This is a genomic window from Duganella sp. CF517 (assembly GCF_900110275.1).
GTDB lineage: Bacteria > Pseudomonadota > Gammaproteobacteria > Burkholderiales > Burkholderiaceae_D > Rugamonas.
Genome location: NZ_FODC01000001.1, coordinates 1,332,335 through 1,347,264, shown reverse-complemented (window position 1 = coordinate 1,347,264; position 14,930 = coordinate 1,332,335). Strand labels below are relative to the sequence as shown.

Below are 14,930 nucleotides of genomic sequence, written 5' to 3'. Positions count from 1 at the left end.
GGTCAAGCCGGCGCAAGCGATCGGCGCGACCAGCCGGCGATGGCGTCGGCCACCGCCGTGTCGCTCTCGGTTGCCAGCATCATCGATTGCATCGGCGGCAGGCCGGGCGGCGTCCTTTTGTAGAAGTGGTTCAGTGACGGGAACAGCGCCACGTCGGTCGGCAGCGTTGCCCGTCCCGCGCGCAGCGCCTGTGCGTGCTCCTGCGGCACCGACGCGTCGCGCCCTCCCTGCACGATCAACACCGGCTGGCGCACCTGCGCCAGCGCCGCCACCGGATCGACGCGGTCGGCGCTGCGCAGGTAGGCGTGTCCCATCGCCGGCATGGTCGCCAGCATCGCCGTGCGCGGATCGCCCGCCGCCTCCGGAGGCAGCGCGGTGCCGTCGCGGATCGCCGCCACCGTGCGGTCGAACAAGGCCAGGTCCGGCGCCATGCCGGGCGGCGTCATCGCCGCGATCTGCTCCCGCATGACGGCGAAGATCGGCAACGCCGGGCCGGACAAACTCACCACGCCATCGATCGCCCGCCGGTCCGCGCCGCCGGCCAGCAGCGAGGCCACCACCGCGCCCTCGCTATGGCCGGCGACGATGACGGGCCGCGCCTCCACGGTCGCGCGCAACAGCGCCAGGCCGGCGGCGGCGACCGCCACGCGCGTGAGGAAATCGACGTGGGAGGCGGCCAGCATGGGATTGATCGTCTGCGATCCGGTGCCGGGCCCGATCTTGGCCATCCGCAGCACGGCGAAGCCGCGCGCGCTCAAATGGCGCGCCAGATCCGCATACGCATGCGGGCGCATATTCATCGTCGGATAGTTTCCGTCGACGTCGCTGAACAGCGAGCCGGGCACGATCAACACCGCGCCCACGGCGTCGCCCTCGGACGGCGTGAAGCGGCATGGGATCGCCACCCCGGCGACGGTGACGGAAACATCCTGCTCTTGCGGCGCGGCACCCGCGCGACGGGTCGACATGGTCATTGCTCCTATCAGTGGAAGTGCCAGGAAGCCGCGGCGTTTCACGCCCGCCCCGCGTCGGCGAGTCCTCGCGCATAAATCGCCATCGCCTCGGCCAGGAAAGGCGCCAGCCCGGGATGCAGCGCGTCGTACATGGCGCGGAATTCATTATGCTCGATGTAGAGCGCGCCCAGCGCCGCATAGGCATCGGCGTCCGGCCGCCACGACCGGCTTACCCAGCGGTAGTGCCGCGCGGTCTCCGCTTGCGCCTGGTCCGAGCCGGGCGCGAACCCGCGTTCGATCAGTGCCACGAAGCGCGCGTGGATGGCGTCGATTTCGGCCCGGAAGTCGATCATGGCGGCCGGCGAGAGCGCCGCCTGCGCGCCGCGCGACTGCCGGATGGCGGCGGCGGCGGGGGCGCCGTAGCGCTGCGTCAGCTCGGCCTCCCACGCGGCCTGCTTTTCCGGCGAGACGCCGTCGAACAGGCGGCGCGCGTCCAGGGGTTCACCGGCGTCGATCAGCGCCAGGGTGCGGTCGATGGTCCTGGCCAGATCGCGCCGGCGTTCGATCTCCGCCTCCACGCGCCGGCGCAGATCGACCAGCGCGGCGCGGGTGTTGAAGGCGGGATCGTCGAGCATGCGGCGGATCTCGGCCAGCGCCACGCCCAACTCGCGGTAGAACAGGATGCGTTGCAGGCGCAGCAGCTCCTGCCGGCCGTAGTAGCGATAGCCGTTCGGCCCGATTTCCGGCTTCAGCAGTCCGATCTCGTCGTAATGGTGCAGGGCCCGCACGCTGATACCGGACGCCTCGGCGACCTGCTTGACAGTCTTCCTCATATTCATCCCCATCGATAACACCGCGATTGTGGGGGATGACGCCGCGTGAGGGTCAATAAAAATGACTGCCAGCAGAAAAAACAGGCAGACCAGCGGTGAATGGCGCCGGAGCCTCGAGCGCGGCAGCCGCGCCGCATCCGGACGCCGGGGCAAGCCGATCGGCGCTCAGCGCGCCGCTTGCACCTGTTCGCGGTTCTGGCGCGCGCCGGCCAGGCGGATGATCTGCTCCAGTTCCACCGGCTTGACCAGGTGGTGGTCGAAGCCCGCTTCCACCGTGCGGCGGCGGGCGTCGCTCTGGCCCCAGCCGGTCAGGGCCAGCATCAGGATGCGCTCGGCGCCGGGACGCTGGCGGATCGCCCGCGCCGTCTCGTAGCCGTCCATGCCGGGCATGCCCAGATCCATGATGATCATGTCCGGCTGGCTCTCGGCGGTCATCGCCACCGCCGCCGCGCCGTCGTAGACGGTGCGCACGTCGAAGCCGTCGATCTCCAGCAGCGCCGCCAGCGAATCGGCGGCGTCGGTGTTGTCGTCGACCACCAGCACCTTCATCTTGCGGCCGTCGGCCGCCGCCGGGGAGGCCAGCGGCACCGGCTCGCGCGCGCCGCTGTCGTTGACGACCGGCAGATGGATGACGAATTCACTGCCCTTGCCGACCCCCTCGCTGTGGGCGTCGACGGTGCCGCCGTGCATTTCGGCGAACTCGCGCGACAGGCTCAATCCTATCCCCAGGCCGCTGGAGAACTGGCCCACCACCGTATTGCTCTGTTCAAACATGCGGAAGATGCGCGTGATCGTTTCCACTTCCAGGCCGATGCCGCTGTCGCGCATCGACACGGTCAGGTCGTTGCCCGCGACCACGGCGCGCACCACCACGTTGCCGCCCTGCGGCGTGAACTTGATCGCGTTCGACAGGATGTTGGCGAAGATTTGCACCACGCGCGCATAGTCGGCGTTGAGCATGGTCTCGCTGGCCGGCAGCTGCCAGGCCACGTGGATGCGCTTGGCGCTGGCCGCCTGCGCGCACAGTTCGCTGACATGGTTCATCACCGACGCCAGCGTGACGAGCTGGCGCTGCAGTTTGATTTTGCCGCTGGTGATGCGGGCGACGTCGAGCAGGTCGTCCACCAGCCGCGTCAGCAGGCGCACCTGGCGTTCGACCATGTCGCGGATGCGCGCCACCGGCGCCGCGTCCGGATACAGGTGCGTCAACAGCGAGACCGAGGTGCGGATCGGCGCCAGCGGATTGCGCAGTTCATGGCCCAGGCTGGCGAGGAACTCGTCCTTGCGGCGCGCCGCCTCGCGCACCTGGTATTGTTTGCTGCGCGCCCGCAACGTCGAATGCAGCGCGGTGATCAACGTCAGGGTGCGCACCGGCCGCTCGACCAGGGTCAGGTTGCCCAGGCCGGCGACGGCGTGGCGCACCGTCTGCGAATCGGCGCCGCGATGGGTCAGCAGCACGATCGGCAGGTCCGACCAGTCGGGCTGGCGCGCCACCCATTCCTGCAGCAGCTTGAAGCCGCCGGGCGCCAGCGCCTCCTCCACCGTCAGCACCGCGCCGGCGCCCAGCTCCAGCTGCGCGGCCAGGTCGGCCAGCGTGTGGCAGACGTGGCTGTCGATCTGCGCCATCGCCAGCACCTTGGCCGTCAACGGCCCGTCCTGGCCGAACGGCGCATGGATCAGGATGCGGGTTTCCATGGTGTCAGCCATGGGCGCCGTCGAGCGGATGGCCATGGCCGGTGCCGTCGCCGGTGTAGGTCGGCACCCCGGTCAGGATGCCGTGGAAATTCTTCAGCACCGCGCCGACCTTGATGCCGCCCTGGTTGACCTGGAAGCGGCGGATGGTGCGTTCGTGCGCGCTGCCGCGCTTCTTGAACACGGAGATCGCCTGTTGCACCTCGCCGGCCGCCTCGAAATAGCGCAGCATGATGACGTTGTCGGCGATGTAGCTGGCGTCGACCGCGGTGGTCATGCCGGTGCCGATCATGCCCTGCTGGACGCCGACGATGATGCTGACCACGCCGCGCTGGCCCAGGTACGTCAACAGCTCGTGCAGGTAGATGGTCAGGAAGCGCTCGTCGGGCACCGCGTTCAGGTAGCCGTTCAGGCTGTCGATGACGACGATGCGCACGCCGCGCTCGACCGCCTCGACGATCGCGTGCGCGAATTGGCCCGGCGCCAGTTCGGCCGGGTCGATTTGCTGCACCGTCAGCAGGCCCTTGTCGATGGCGCCGCTCAAGTCCATGCCCAGGTTGGCGCAGCGGTTGAGCATGTTGTTGCGCGCCTCCTCGAACAGGAACATCGCGCTGGCCTCGCCGCGCTGCGAGGCGGCGTGGACGAATTGCGCCGCCAGCGACGATTTGCCGGTGCCGGGCGGGCCGGAGATCAGCGTGCTCATGCCTTCCTCCAGGCCGCCGCCGATCAGCTGGTCCAGTTCCGCCAGGCCGCTCGAGAGCTGGCGCCGCCGGCTTTCGACGCGCGAGCCGGCCGCCACCAGGCGCGGGTAGACCTGCAGGCCGCCCTTGACGATCTTGTAGTCGTGGGCGCCGCCGTGGAAGGCGATGCCGCGGTACTTGACCACCCGCACGCGGCGCCGTTCGGCGCCGTAGGCCTGGTCGGCCAGTTCCAGCGTCAGCACGGCGTGCGCCACGCTGCGCACCTGCAGGTCGGTCGACAGCGCGGTGCGGTCGTCGAGGAAGATGGTGGTGCACGAGCGGCTGGTCAGGTACTGCTTGAGCGCGAGCACCTGGCGCCGGTAGCGCAGCGGGCTTTCGGCCAGCAGCTGCAGCTCCGACAGCGAGTCGAGCACCACGCGGCGCGGCTTGTATTTTTCGATCGCCGCGACGATGCGCTGGGTGGTGCTGCCCAGTTCAATCTCGGACGGATGGAAGATGGTGTATTGCTGGTCCGGATCGAGCGCGTTCTCGTTGGGGATGATTTCCTCGACCTGGATGCCGCCCATGTCCCAGCCGTGCGACTCGGCCACGCTGCGCAGTTCGACCGCCGTCTCGGCCAGCGTGATGTACAGCACGGTTTCGCCGAGGCGCGCGCCCTCGTTGAGGAATTGCAGCGCCAGCGTGGTCTTGCCGGTGCCGGGCTCGCCCTCGACCAGGTACAGGCGGTCGCGCGTCAGGCCGCCGGCCAGGACCACGTCCAGGCCGGGCACGCCGGTGCCGAGAAATAGGTTGGTAACGCTGTTTTGTGCTTGCATGTCGGAATCCGATGCCTTTGAGTTGCCTCAAATATTACCGGAAACGGCCAACCAAGGGTTTTCGATATGGAAAGTTGCGTACGCCAGCGAACAAATCAGCCGCGTCCCATCCGCTGCGCGCCCTGCTGCTTGTTGACGTACATCGCGCGGTCGGCGCGGCCCAGTAGCATCTCGATATCCTGGGGGTCGTCCGGGTGGTGCACCGCGATGCCGATGCTCGCGCCCAGCTGCACCGTGACGGTCTTGAGCGGGTAGGGCCGGCGCAGCGCCGCCAGCAGCTTGTCGGCCGCCTCGCGGGCGTCGTCGTCGCAATGCAGCATCTCGACGATGACGACGAATTCGTCGCCGGCCAGGCGGCCGACGGTGTCGGTCTTGCGCACCGTCTGGCGCACCCGCTCGGCGAACTGGCGCAGCAGCTCGTCGCCTTCCTCGTGGCCGTAGCGGTCGTTGACCTGCTTGAAGCGGTCGAGGTCGAGGAAGTAGACGGCGCAGCACTGGCGCGTGCGGTTGGCGCGCTGCAGCGCCTCGGTCAAGCTCTGTAACAAGGCGCGGCGGTTGGGCAGGCCGGTGAGGGTGTCGCGCAGCGCCATCGCCTCCATCGACGCGAACAGTTTTTTGCGCTCGCTGATGTCGTGCAGGAAGGCGATGAACAGGTGGCCGCCGCTGCGCGGCACGTACGCCAGCGAGATCTCGACCGGCAGCTCCTGGCAGTCGCGGTTGTGCAAGGTCAGCTCGACGCGGCGGCTGAGGACGGCGGTGTCGCCGGCCGCGCCGCCGGCGCCGGCGGACTCGGCCAGCTGGCGCATGTCGCGCTCGTAGGCGCGCCGCAGCAATGGCGGCAGCACCATCGCCGCCAGCGGCTGGCCGATCACCTCGGCGCGGGTCCAGCCCAGCAGTTTTTCGGCCTGGCGGTTCCAGTCCAGCACCACGCCGCCCGGATCGAGCGCGATGAAGGCGTCGTGGGCGTTGTCGAGGATGGCGCGCAGCTCGGCCGCCCGTTCCTGCAGCAGCCGCTGCGTGCTGTGCTCCTGGGCCAGCGCGCGCTCCAGTTGCAGCGCCTTGCGGGCGATTTCGCGGGTGCGCTCGGCCACCGTCGATTCGAGCTTTTCGTTGAGCGCGCGCAGCGCGGCCAGGTGCGATTGTTCATTGTCGACCAGGCGCGCCAGCGCGCTCGACAGCACCTGCACCTCGTGGAAGCTGTCGACCCGGACGATGGCCGGCAGGCCGGCGGCGCCGGCCGGCGCCGCCGAGCGCAGTTCGAGGTCGCGGCTGAGCGCGTTGAACGGGCGGGTGTAGCGGCGCCCGACGACGACCGCCGCCGCCGCCATCGCCAGCCCGAGGAGGGCGCCGAGCAGCAGGATGCGGCGCTCCAGCACCCGCGCCGAGGCCAGCGCCACGTCCGCCGGTTGGCGCACGATCACCGCCCAGGCCAGCGTGGCCGGATCGCCCGGCCTGCCCGTCAGCGAGTAGCCGCTCAGGTAGCTGCGGCCGTCGGGCCAGGTTTCCCGCACCGCGCCGGTGGCGCCGCTGCGCGCCCGCCGCAGGCTCTCGCTGTCGAGCTTTTGCTCCTCCATGCCCTTGGGACCGAGGATGATGGTGCCGTCGGCGCGCACCACGAAGATGTCGGCGGCGTAGGCCCGGTCGGCCGGCGCGACGATGGTTTGCGCCATGCGCCGCGCCCAGCCCCAGCTCATGTGCACGCACAGCACGCCGCGCGCCACGCCGTCGGCGCCGGTCACCGGGCCGGCGGCGTCGACGAAGCGCCACGGGTCCGCGCTGGCCGGCAATTTCTTGCCCAGCAGGACGGCGGGGTGGAAGTCGCCCGCGAACAGTTTGTCGCGGCCGCCCCGGAACCAGTCGCGCGCGCCGACGTCGGCGCCCTCGAGCATGCCCTGGGTGGCGGCGTAGACGCGGCCGTCCGGCGCGGCCAGGCCGATCCAGGCGTAGTCGGGGAAGGCTTTTTGCACGCTCTCGAGCACGGCGCGCACCCCGGCCGGCGAGCTGGCGTCGCGCACCTGCGGCAGATCGGTCAGCAGCACGACGTCGCCGGTGGCTTTCTGCACCACCCGGTTGAGGGCGTCGCGCGTTTGCCACGATAGCTGTTGCAGGCGCTGGCCCGCTTCGCGCTCGGCGTGATCGGAGCCGACCCGGTCGACCAGGATCAGCAGCGACAGCACGGTGAGCAGCACCGTGCCGCTGACGCCCGCCGTCACCAGGGTGGTGAGCCGGGGGCGAGCCGTGCGGTGGGTGGGCTGCGTGGTCATGACGGCGGGTTTTCGGCTCGGCTCAGGCCTGAAAGATAACTGAAAGAAAGTATTTTAATTGTAGCACCCGACAGTCGGCATGGTTCCGGTGTTATAGACAAATTCCTCTAATGCAACAACGTTCGGGCCGCGTGCGGCCTGTTAGCGCTTTCTTAAACCTCCCTTAAAGTTGCTTTGCATAACTAGATGCCAGCTTGACATAATTAGAATGATCGTTCATTCTATAGCTTGTGCTCATAATTTCTACAGAAAGTCCCAAAGCCATGGAAGCTCTTTTCTGCAAACCGTCCCTGCGGACGGCCGGGGCAGCAGCCCTGATCACCGCCGCCGTGCTCGTCTCCGGTTGCTCCAAATCCAAGCCCGCAGCACCTCAAGCGCAGGTGGCGGAAGTGGGCGTTTTCAAGGTGGCGCCGCAAGCGCTGCAAATCACGACCGAACTGCCGGGCCGCACCGCCGCCTTCCAGGTGGCCGAAGTGCGCCCGCAGGTCAACGGACTGATACAAAAACGCCTGTTCGTCGAGGGCGCCGACGTCAAGGCCGGCACCGCCCTCTACCAGATCGACCCGTCGCTGTACCAGGCCAGCGTCAACTCGGCCAAGGCGGCCCTGGCCAAGGCCAAGGCCAGCGTGCTGACCAGCGGCCCGAAAGTCTCCCGTTATAAGGAGCTGGTCGCCATCGAAGGCGTCAGCCGCCAGGATTACGAGGACGCCGTCGCCGCCGATGCCCAGGCCAAGGCCGATGTCGAATCGGCCGCCGCCGCGCTGGAAGAGGCGCAGATCAATCTGCGCTACACCCACGTCTATGCGCCGATCAGCGGCCGTATCAGCCGCTCGACGGTGACGCCGGGCGCGCTGGTGACCGCCAACCAGACCGACCCGCTGACCACCGTGCAGCAGCTCGACCCGATCTACGTCGACATCACGCAGTCGAGCGAAGACCTGCTGCGCCTCAAGCGCGACATGGAAAGCGGCAGCCTGAAACAATCGGGGCAGGCCAAGGTCACCCTGATGCTGGCCGACGGCACCAAGTACGCGCAGGAAGGCAAGCTGCAGTTCTCCGGCGTCTCGGTCGACACCAGCACCGGCAACGTGGTGCTGCGCGCCTTGTTCCCCAACCCTAAGAACGACCTGTTGCCGGGCATGTTCGTGCGCGCGGTGGTCGAAGCCGGCGTCAACGAGCAGGCCATCGCCGTGCCGCAGCAGGGCGTGAGCCGCAACCAGAAGGGCCAGGCCACCGCGCTGGTGCTCAACCCGCAGGGCAAGGTCGAACAGCGCATCCTCGTCACCAGCGGCACCCAGGGCGACAAGTGGCTGGTCAAATCCGGCCTGGCCGCCGGCGACCTGCTGATCGTCGAAGGCCTGCAAAAAGTCAAACCGGGCGCGCCGGCCAAGGTGGCCGCCGCTCCCGCCGCCGCTCGCGGCGATCCCGCCGCCGCTACCGCCGCTGCCGCCGCGCCGCCCGCCGCCAAAAGCGCGCACTAAGAGGGGAACCAGCCAATGTCACGCTTCTTTATTGACCGCCCCATTTTCGCCTGGGTGATCGCCATTGTGATCATGCTCGGCGGGGTACTCGCGATCATGGGACTGCCGATCGCGCAGTACCCGAGCATCGCGCCGCCATCGATCTCGATCTCCGGTTCCTATCCGGGCGCCTCGGCTAAAACCGTGGAGGACGCAGTCACCCAGGTCATCGAACAAAAGATGAAGGGGATCGACGGCCTGCGCTACATGAACTCGTCGAGCGATTCGACCGGCGGCATCAGCATCACGCTGACCTTCCGCAGCGGCACCAATCCGGACATCGCGCAGGTGCAGGTGCAGAACAAGCTGCAACTGGCCACGCCGCTGCTGCCGGCCGCCGTCACCCAACAGGGCCTGGTGGTCAGCAAGGCCACCAAGAACTTCATGATGGTGCTCGGGTTCATCTCCGAGGACGGCAGCATGAAGCAGGCCGACCTGGGCGACTATGTCGCCGCCAACGTCATCGATCCGATCAGCCGCGTCGAAGGCGTGGGCGACGTCACCGCCTTCGGTTCGCAGTACGCCATGCGCATCTGGCTCGACCCGGCCAAGCTGCAAAGCTATCAACTGACGCCGGCCGACGTCACCACCGCCATCACCGCGCAAAACACCGAGGTCTCCGCCGGCGCGCTGGGCGGCCTGCCGGCCGTCAAGGGCCAGCAGCTGAACGCCACCGTGTCGGCGCAGAGCCGTCTGCAAACCGCCGAACAATTCGGCGCGATCCTGCTCAAGACCTCCGCCAACGGCGCCACCGTTCACCTGCGCGACGTCGCCACGATGGAACTCGGCAGCGAGAACTATGCAGTGCTGTCGCGCTACAACGGCAACGCCGCCACCGGTATGGCCATCAAGCTGGCCACCGGGGCCAACGCGCTCGATACCGCCACCGCCGTCAAGGCCAAGGTCGCGGAACTGCAAAAGCTGTTCCCGCCCGGGATGAAGGCCGTCGTCGCCTTCGACACCACGCCGTTCGTCAAGATCTCGATCGAGGAAGTCGTCAAGACGCTGATCGAGGCGATCGTGCTGGTGTTCCTGGTGATGTACCTGTTCCTGCAAAACTTCCGCGCCACCTTGATCCCGACCATGGCCGTGCCGGTCGTGCTGCTGGGGACCTTCGCCATCCTGTCGGTGCTCGGATATTCGATCAACACCTTGACCATGTTCGCGGTGGTGCTGGCGATCGGCCTGCTGGTCGATGACGCCATCGTGGTGGTGGAGAACGTCGAGCGGGTGATGACGGAGGAGGGCTTGTCGCCGCTCGAGGCGACGCGCAAATCGATGACGCAGATTAGCGGCGCGCTGGTCGGCATCGCCATGGTGCTGTCGGCGGTGTTCGTGCCGATGGCCTTCTTCGGCGGCTCCACCGGCGTGATCTACCGCCAGTTCTCGATCACGATCGTCTCGGCGATGGTGCTGTCGGTGATCGTGGCGATGGTGTTCACGCCGGCGCTGTGCGCCACCCTGCTCAAGCCCGTGCCGAAAGGCCACACCGCGATCAACACCGGCTTCTTCGGCTGGTTCAACCGCACCTTCGAAAAGAGCAGCCATAAGTACGAAGGCTTCGTCGGCAAGATCCTCAATCGCGGCGGCCGCTCGGTGCTGGTGTACGCGTTGATCCTCGGCGTGCTGGCCTTCGTGTTCATGCGCCTGCCGACTTCCTTCCTGCCGGAAGAAGACCAGGGCGTGCTGTTCACGCAGATCCAGCTGCCGACCGGCGCCACCCAGGAGCGCACGCTCAAGGTGATCGAAAAGGTCGAACAGCACTTCATGAACAACGAGAAGGAATCCGTGGCATCGGTATTCGCGGTGGCTGGCTTCAGTTTCGCCGGTAACGGCCAGAACACCGGTATCGCCTTCGTCCGCATGAAGGACTGGTCGGAGCGCAAGGGCGCCGACCACGCCGTCAGCGCCATCGTCGGCCGCGCCATGGGTGCGTTCTCGCAAATCAAGGATGCGATGGTGTTCGCCTTCGCCCCGCCCGCGGTGCTGGAACTGGGTAACGCCTCCGGCTTCGATTTGCAGCTGCAGGACACGGGCGGCGTCGGTCACGAGGCCTTGATGGCCGCGCGTAACCAGATGCTGGGCATGGCCTCGCAAAGCAAGGTGCTGGTCGGCGTACGTCCGAACGGCCAGGAAGACACGCCGCAGTACAAGATCACCGTCGACCAGCAAAAAGCCATCGCGCTGGGCCTGACCGTGGCCAACGTCAACCAGGTATTGAGTAATGCCTGGGGTAGCGCGTACGTCAACGACTTCGTCGACCGTGGCCGCGTGAAGAAGGTGTACCTGCAGGGCCAGGCCGAAGCGCGCATGGTGCCTGAAGACCTGAAGAAGTGGTTCGTCCGTAACGCCGACGGCGAGATGGTGCCTTTCTCCGCCTTCTCGACCGGCGAGTGGATTTACGCCTCGCCGCGCCTGGAACGCTACAACGGCCTGTCGTCGAGCGAGATACTGGGCGCTCCGGCGCCGGGCCAGAGCTCGGGCGCCGCGATGGCCGAAATCGAAGCCCTGGCGGCGAAGCTGCCGCCTGGTGTCGGCTACGAGTGGACCGGCCTGTCGCTCGAAGAGCGCGACTCCGGCTCGCAAACGGTGGCGCTGTACGGCATCTCGATCCTGATCGTGTTCCTGTGCCTGGCCGCGCTGTATGAAAGCTGGTCGATTCCGTTCTCGGTGCTGCTGATCGTGCCGCTGGGCGTGGTCGGCGCGGTGCTGGCGACGTTCCTGTTCAAATTGTCGAACGACGTGTACTTCCAGGTCGGTCTGCTGACCGTGGTTGGCCTGGCGGCGAAGAATGCGATTCTGATCGTGGAATTCGCCAAGGACCTGCAGGAGCAGGGCATCGAACTGCGCGAGGCGACCTTGCAAGCGGTGCGCCAGCGTCTGCGTCCGATCTTGATGACGTCGATCGCTTTCGGTCTGGGCGTGCTGCCGCTGGCCATCAGCAGCGGCGCCGGATCGGGCAGCCAGAACGCCATCGGCATCGGCGTGTTGGGCGGGATGCTGACGTCGACCTTCCTGGGTATCTTCTTCGTACCGCTGTTCTTTGTGCTGGTGCGCGGCTTCTTCAGCAAGAAGAAGGCCACGCCAGCGGCACCTACCTCGCACGTGGAGGCGCATTAATCATGAAAATCATGCATAAGTCTTTAATCACCATGGCCGCGCTGGCGCTGCTGGCCGGTTGCAGCCTGGCGCCCGTGTACGAGCGGCCGGCCGCCCCGGTGGGGCAGGCCTGGCCGGCCGGCGACGCGTATAAAAACGTGCCGCCGGCCGCCGCCGACGCCAAGCCGGTGTCGGAAATCCAGTGGCGCGAGTACTTCGCCGACGAACGCCTGCGCAAGGTGATCGAGCTGGCGCTGGCCAACAACCGCGACCTGCGCGTCTCGGCGCTCAACATCGAGCGCGCCCGCGCCGAGTACAACATCCAGACGGCGGCGCTGCTGCCGAAGGTGAACGCGGGCGTCAACCAGAGCGCCACCCGTACGCCGGCCAACATGACCGGCACCGGCGAGGCGGCCATCACCCGCCAGTACAGTGGCGGGCTGTCGATGCCATCGTATGAGCTGGACTTCTTCGGCAAGGTGCGCAACGCCTCCGAGGCAGGCTTGCAGACCTACCTGGGCACCGAGGAGGCGCGCCGCACCCAGCAAATCAGCCTGGTGGCCGAAGTGGCCAACGCCTACCTCACCTTGACGGCCGACCAGCAGCGTCTCAAGCTGGCGGCGGAAACCTTGAGCAGCCAGCAGATCACCTATGACTTGAGCCGCAAGCGCTTCGAGAACGGCGTCACCTCCGGCGTCGACATGTACGACGCCGAGACCAGCGTGCAATCGGCGCGCAACGACGTCGCCACGTACACCGCGCAGGTGGCGCTGGACCAGAACGCGCTGAACCTGCTGGTGGGCGGCGCCGTGCCGGCCGACCTGCTGCCGGCCGACGAACTCAATCCGGTCACGCAACTGGCCGCGATTCCGTCCGGGCTGCCGTCCGACCTGCTGCGCAACCGTCCCGACGTGCAGCAGGCCGAGCGCACCTTGCGCGCCGCCAACGCCAACATCGGCGTGGCGCGCGCCGCCTTCTTCCCCAGCATTTCGCTGACGGCGTCGGGCGGCAGCGCAAGCCGCAACCTGTCCGGATTGTTCAAGTCCGGTTCGGGCACGTGGAGCTTCGCGCCGCAGATCAACCTGCCGATCTTCGATGGCGGCGTCAATCGCGCCAATCTGAGCATCGCCAAGACCGACCGCGATATCTACGTGGCGCAGTACGAGAAGGCGATCCAGGTGGCCTTCCGCGAGGTGGCCGACGCGCTGGCCACGCGCGGCACCATCGACGAGCGTTTAGCCTCGCAGCAGGCGCTGGTGGACGCGGCCGAGAAGAGCTTCAAGATCAACGACGCCCGCTACCGCAAGGGCGCCGACACGTATCTGAACGCGCTGGTGTCGCAGCGCGCGCTGTATGCGGCGCAGCAGGGCTTGATCAGCACGCGCCTGAACCAGACCAGCAACGCCGTCAACCTGTACAAGGTGCTCGGCGGCGGCTGGCAACCCGAGGTCGCCGGGCAGGGCAATCCGCCGCGCGGTTAGATTGTCGCCAGCTTGCCCGCGCAAGCGCGCGGCGGGCGCGGGACTGCTGTGGTGAACAGCCGTTGCGCGTCCGCCGCATTCGACCCAAAGGGTGGATTGACAAACCCGGTCGGCATCACCACAGTTCCGCCTTCAGGCATGAGAGAGAGACCCGAGGACACGACATGACTACTCCCGCAAAACGACGCACCGATCCGGAACGGGCGAAGAACCGCCGCAACCAGGTACTGGAAGCGGCGGCCGTGTGCTTCGCACGCAGCGGTTTTCACGGCGCCAGCATGTCCGAGATTTCCAAGCAGGCTGGCATGAGCGCCGGCCATATCTACAATTATTTCGACAGCAAGGACGCCATCATTCTCGCTTTTGTCGAGCGCCAGGTTGAATACATCACCGGCACGCTGCGCGACTTGGGCTCGCGCGAAGATCCGCTGCAAGCGATGATCGACGACGCTCCGCGCCATATCGACGAGAAGCTCGACCCCCAGCCCTGGCATGTGCCGCTGGAAATGTACGCGGAGGCGTCGCGCAACCCCGCCATCGCCGACAAGTTGCGCCAGCATGAGCTGGCGTCCCGCTCGGAGTTGCTGCGGTTGGTCAGGCAGGGGCGCGAGCGACGCGGTCTGGCGGTCGACGATTTCCTGCTCGACGGCCGTGTCGATACCATGATCGCGTATTTCCAAGGCTTGCAGCTATGGCGGCTGCACCGCCTCGACATGAAGCGCGAGGGCCTGGTGGAAGGGTTCCGCGTCGCCATGACGGCGTTGCTGCTGACCTGAATTGTCTCGTAGTGTTTCCGGCCGAGCAGGCCGGTTTTTGTTGTTGTACCATGGCTGATCTCCCATTCCAGCCATCGGAGCATCATGACTTCCTACGTTATTCCCGCCCACGACATCGTCGGCCTTCCCGTCGCCGGCACCACCGACCTGTTCCCCGTACGCCGCGTCTACTGCGTCGGCCGCAACTACGCCGCCCACGCGCGCGAAATGGGCTACGACCCGGATCGCGAACCACCGTTCTTCTTCTGCAAACCCAACGACGCCCAGGCGCTGGTGCCGGTCGCGCCGGGACAGGTGGCCGAGCTGCCGTATCCGCAAGCGACCAGCAACCTGCACTACGAGTGCGAACTGGTGGTCGCCATCGGCAAGGGCGGCAGCGACATCGCCGTGGAAGACGCGGCGCAGCATATCTTCGGCTACGCGGTCGGCTTGGACATGACGCGCCGCGATTTGCAGTTCAAGATGCGCGACGCCGGCCGGCCGTGGGAAATCGGCAAAGCCTTCGACTACTCCGCGCCCATCGGCGTGATCCACCGCGCCGCCGAAGCGGGCGACATCGGCCACGCCGCGATACAGCTGGACGTCGACGGCGTGACCAGGCAGTCGGCCACCATCGACCATCTGATCTGGTCGATCAGCGAAACCATCGCGAATTTGTCGACCTTGTTCGCGCTGGCGCCGGGCGACCTGATTTTCAGCGGCACGCCCGAGGGCGTGGGCGCCGTCGTGCGCGGGCAGACTTTGACCGGCAAGGTCGACGGCCTGTCCGGCATCGCCGTCAAATTGGTGTAAATCG

The 14,930-nt window shown here is 67.2% G+C and carries 10 protein-coding genes; 5 read left to right on the top strand and 5 right to left on the bottom strand.

The genetic code is table 11. The features are described from left to right. Positions 1–2 precede the first annotated feature (2 nt). The 5 genes from BMX85_RS05880 to BMX85_RS05860 form a co-directional block, all read right to left on the bottom strand. A complete protein-coding gene (locus BMX85_RS05880) occupies positions 3–968 on the bottom strand; it encodes an alpha/beta hydrolase family protein (RefSeq protein ID WP_229210291.1) in 966 nt (321 codons plus the stop codon). 44 nt (positions 969–1,012) lie between these two features. Next, positions 1,013–1,786, bottom strand: a complete 774-nt coding sequence (locus tag BMX85_RS05875) for a MerR family transcriptional regulator (protein ID WP_177196654.1) — start codon at positions 1,784–1,786, stop codon at positions 1,013–1,015. Between the two features lie 165 nt (positions 1,787–1,951). Beyond that, a complete protein-coding gene (locus tag BMX85_RS05870; protein ID WP_229210290.1) occupies positions 1,952–3,493 on the bottom strand; it encodes a hybrid sensor histidine kinase/response regulator in 1,542 nt (513 codons plus the stop codon). Next, the gene (locus tag BMX85_RS05865) at positions 3,486–4,994 is read right to left on the bottom strand and encodes an ATPase domain-containing protein (RefSeq protein WP_090314689.1); all 1,509 of its coding nucleotides are present in this window, start codon (positions 4,992–4,994) and stop codon (positions 3,486–3,488) included. The genes BMX85_RS05870 and BMX85_RS05865 overlap by 8 nt, the downstream gene beginning before the upstream one ends. A 95-nt stretch (positions 4,995–5,089) precedes the next feature. Continuing rightward, positions 5,090–7,258, bottom strand: a complete 2,169-nt coding sequence (locus BMX85_RS05860; protein ID WP_090314688.1) for a diguanylate cyclase domain-containing protein — start codon at positions 7,256–7,258, stop codon at positions 5,090–5,092. Between the two features lie 263 nt (positions 7,259–7,521). Here BMX85_RS05860 and BMX85_RS05855 point away from each other — a divergent pair, with 263 nt between their 5' ends. The 5 genes from BMX85_RS05855 to BMX85_RS05835 all read left to right on the top strand — a co-directional run bounded on the left by BMX85_RS05855 (position 7,522) and on the right by BMX85_RS05835 (position 14,926). After that, positions 7,522–8,739: an efflux RND transporter periplasmic adaptor subunit gene (locus BMX85_RS05855; RefSeq protein WP_090314687.1), complete on the top strand. Its 1,218-nt coding sequence runs from the start codon at positions 7,522–7,524 to the stop codon at positions 8,737–8,739. 15 nt (positions 8,740–8,754) lie between these two features. Beyond that, a complete protein-coding gene (locus tag BMX85_RS05850) occupies positions 8,755–11,898 on the top strand; it encodes an efflux RND transporter permease subunit (RefSeq protein ID WP_090314686.1) in 3,144 nt (1,047 codons plus the stop codon). An 11-nt stretch (positions 11,899–11,909) separates the two neighbouring features. Beyond that, positions 11,910–13,358, top strand: a complete 1,449-nt coding sequence (adeC, locus tag BMX85_RS05845) for an AdeC/AdeK/OprM family multidrug efflux complex outer membrane factor (RefSeq protein WP_090315259.1) — start codon at positions 11,910–11,912, stop codon at positions 13,356–13,358. 164 nt (positions 13,359–13,522) lie between these two features. Beyond that, entirely contained in the window at positions 13,523–14,134 is a 612-nt protein-coding gene (locus BMX85_RS05840; RefSeq protein ID WP_090314685.1) for a TetR/AcrR family transcriptional regulator, read from the top strand. Between the two features lie 84 nt (positions 14,135–14,218). Next, on the top strand, positions 14,219–14,926 hold the full coding sequence (locus tag BMX85_RS05835; protein WP_090314684.1) for a fumarylacetoacetate hydrolase family protein: 708 nt from the start codon (positions 14,219–14,221) through the stop codon (positions 14,924–14,926). Positions 14,927–14,930: the final 4 nt, after the last annotated feature.

Bases quoted from the DNA above. Each gene is read 5' to 3' on its own strand.
- BMX85_RS05880 (WP_229210291.1), bottom strand. From the start codon at position 968: ATGTCGACCCGTCGCGCGGGTGCCGCGCCGCAAGAGCAGGATGTTTCC.
- BMX85_RS05875 (WP_177196654.1), bottom strand. From the start codon at position 1,786: ATGAGGAAGACTGTCAAGCAGGTCGCCGAGGCGTCCGGTATCAGCGTG.
- BMX85_RS05870 (WP_229210290.1), bottom strand. From the start codon at position 3,493: ATGGCTGACACCATGGAAACCCGCATCCTGATCCATGCGCCGTTCGGC.
- BMX85_RS05865 (WP_090314689.1), bottom strand. From the start codon at position 4,994: ATGCAAGCACAAAACAGCGTTACCAACCTATTTCTCGGCACCGGCGTG.
- BMX85_RS05860 (WP_090314688.1), bottom strand. From the start codon at position 7,258: ATGACCACGCAGCCCACCCACCGCACGGCTCGCCCCCGGCTCACCACC.
- BMX85_RS05855 (WP_090314687.1), top strand. From the start codon at position 7,522: ATGGAAGCTCTTTTCTGCAAACCGTCCCTGCGGACGGCCGGGGCAGCA.
- BMX85_RS05850 (WP_090314686.1), top strand. From the start codon at position 8,755: ATGTCACGCTTCTTTATTGACCGCCCCATTTTCGCCTGGGTGATCGCC.
- adeC (WP_090315259.1), top strand. From the start codon at position 11,910: ATGCATAAGTCTTTAATCACCATGGCCGCGCTGGCGCTGCTGGCCGGT.
- BMX85_RS05840 (WP_090314685.1), top strand. From the start codon at position 13,523: ATGACTACTCCCGCAAAACGACGCACCGATCCGGAACGGGCGAAGAAC.
- BMX85_RS05835 (WP_090314684.1), top strand. From the start codon at position 14,219: ATGACTTCCTACGTTATTCCCGCCCACGACATCGTCGGCCTTCCCGTC.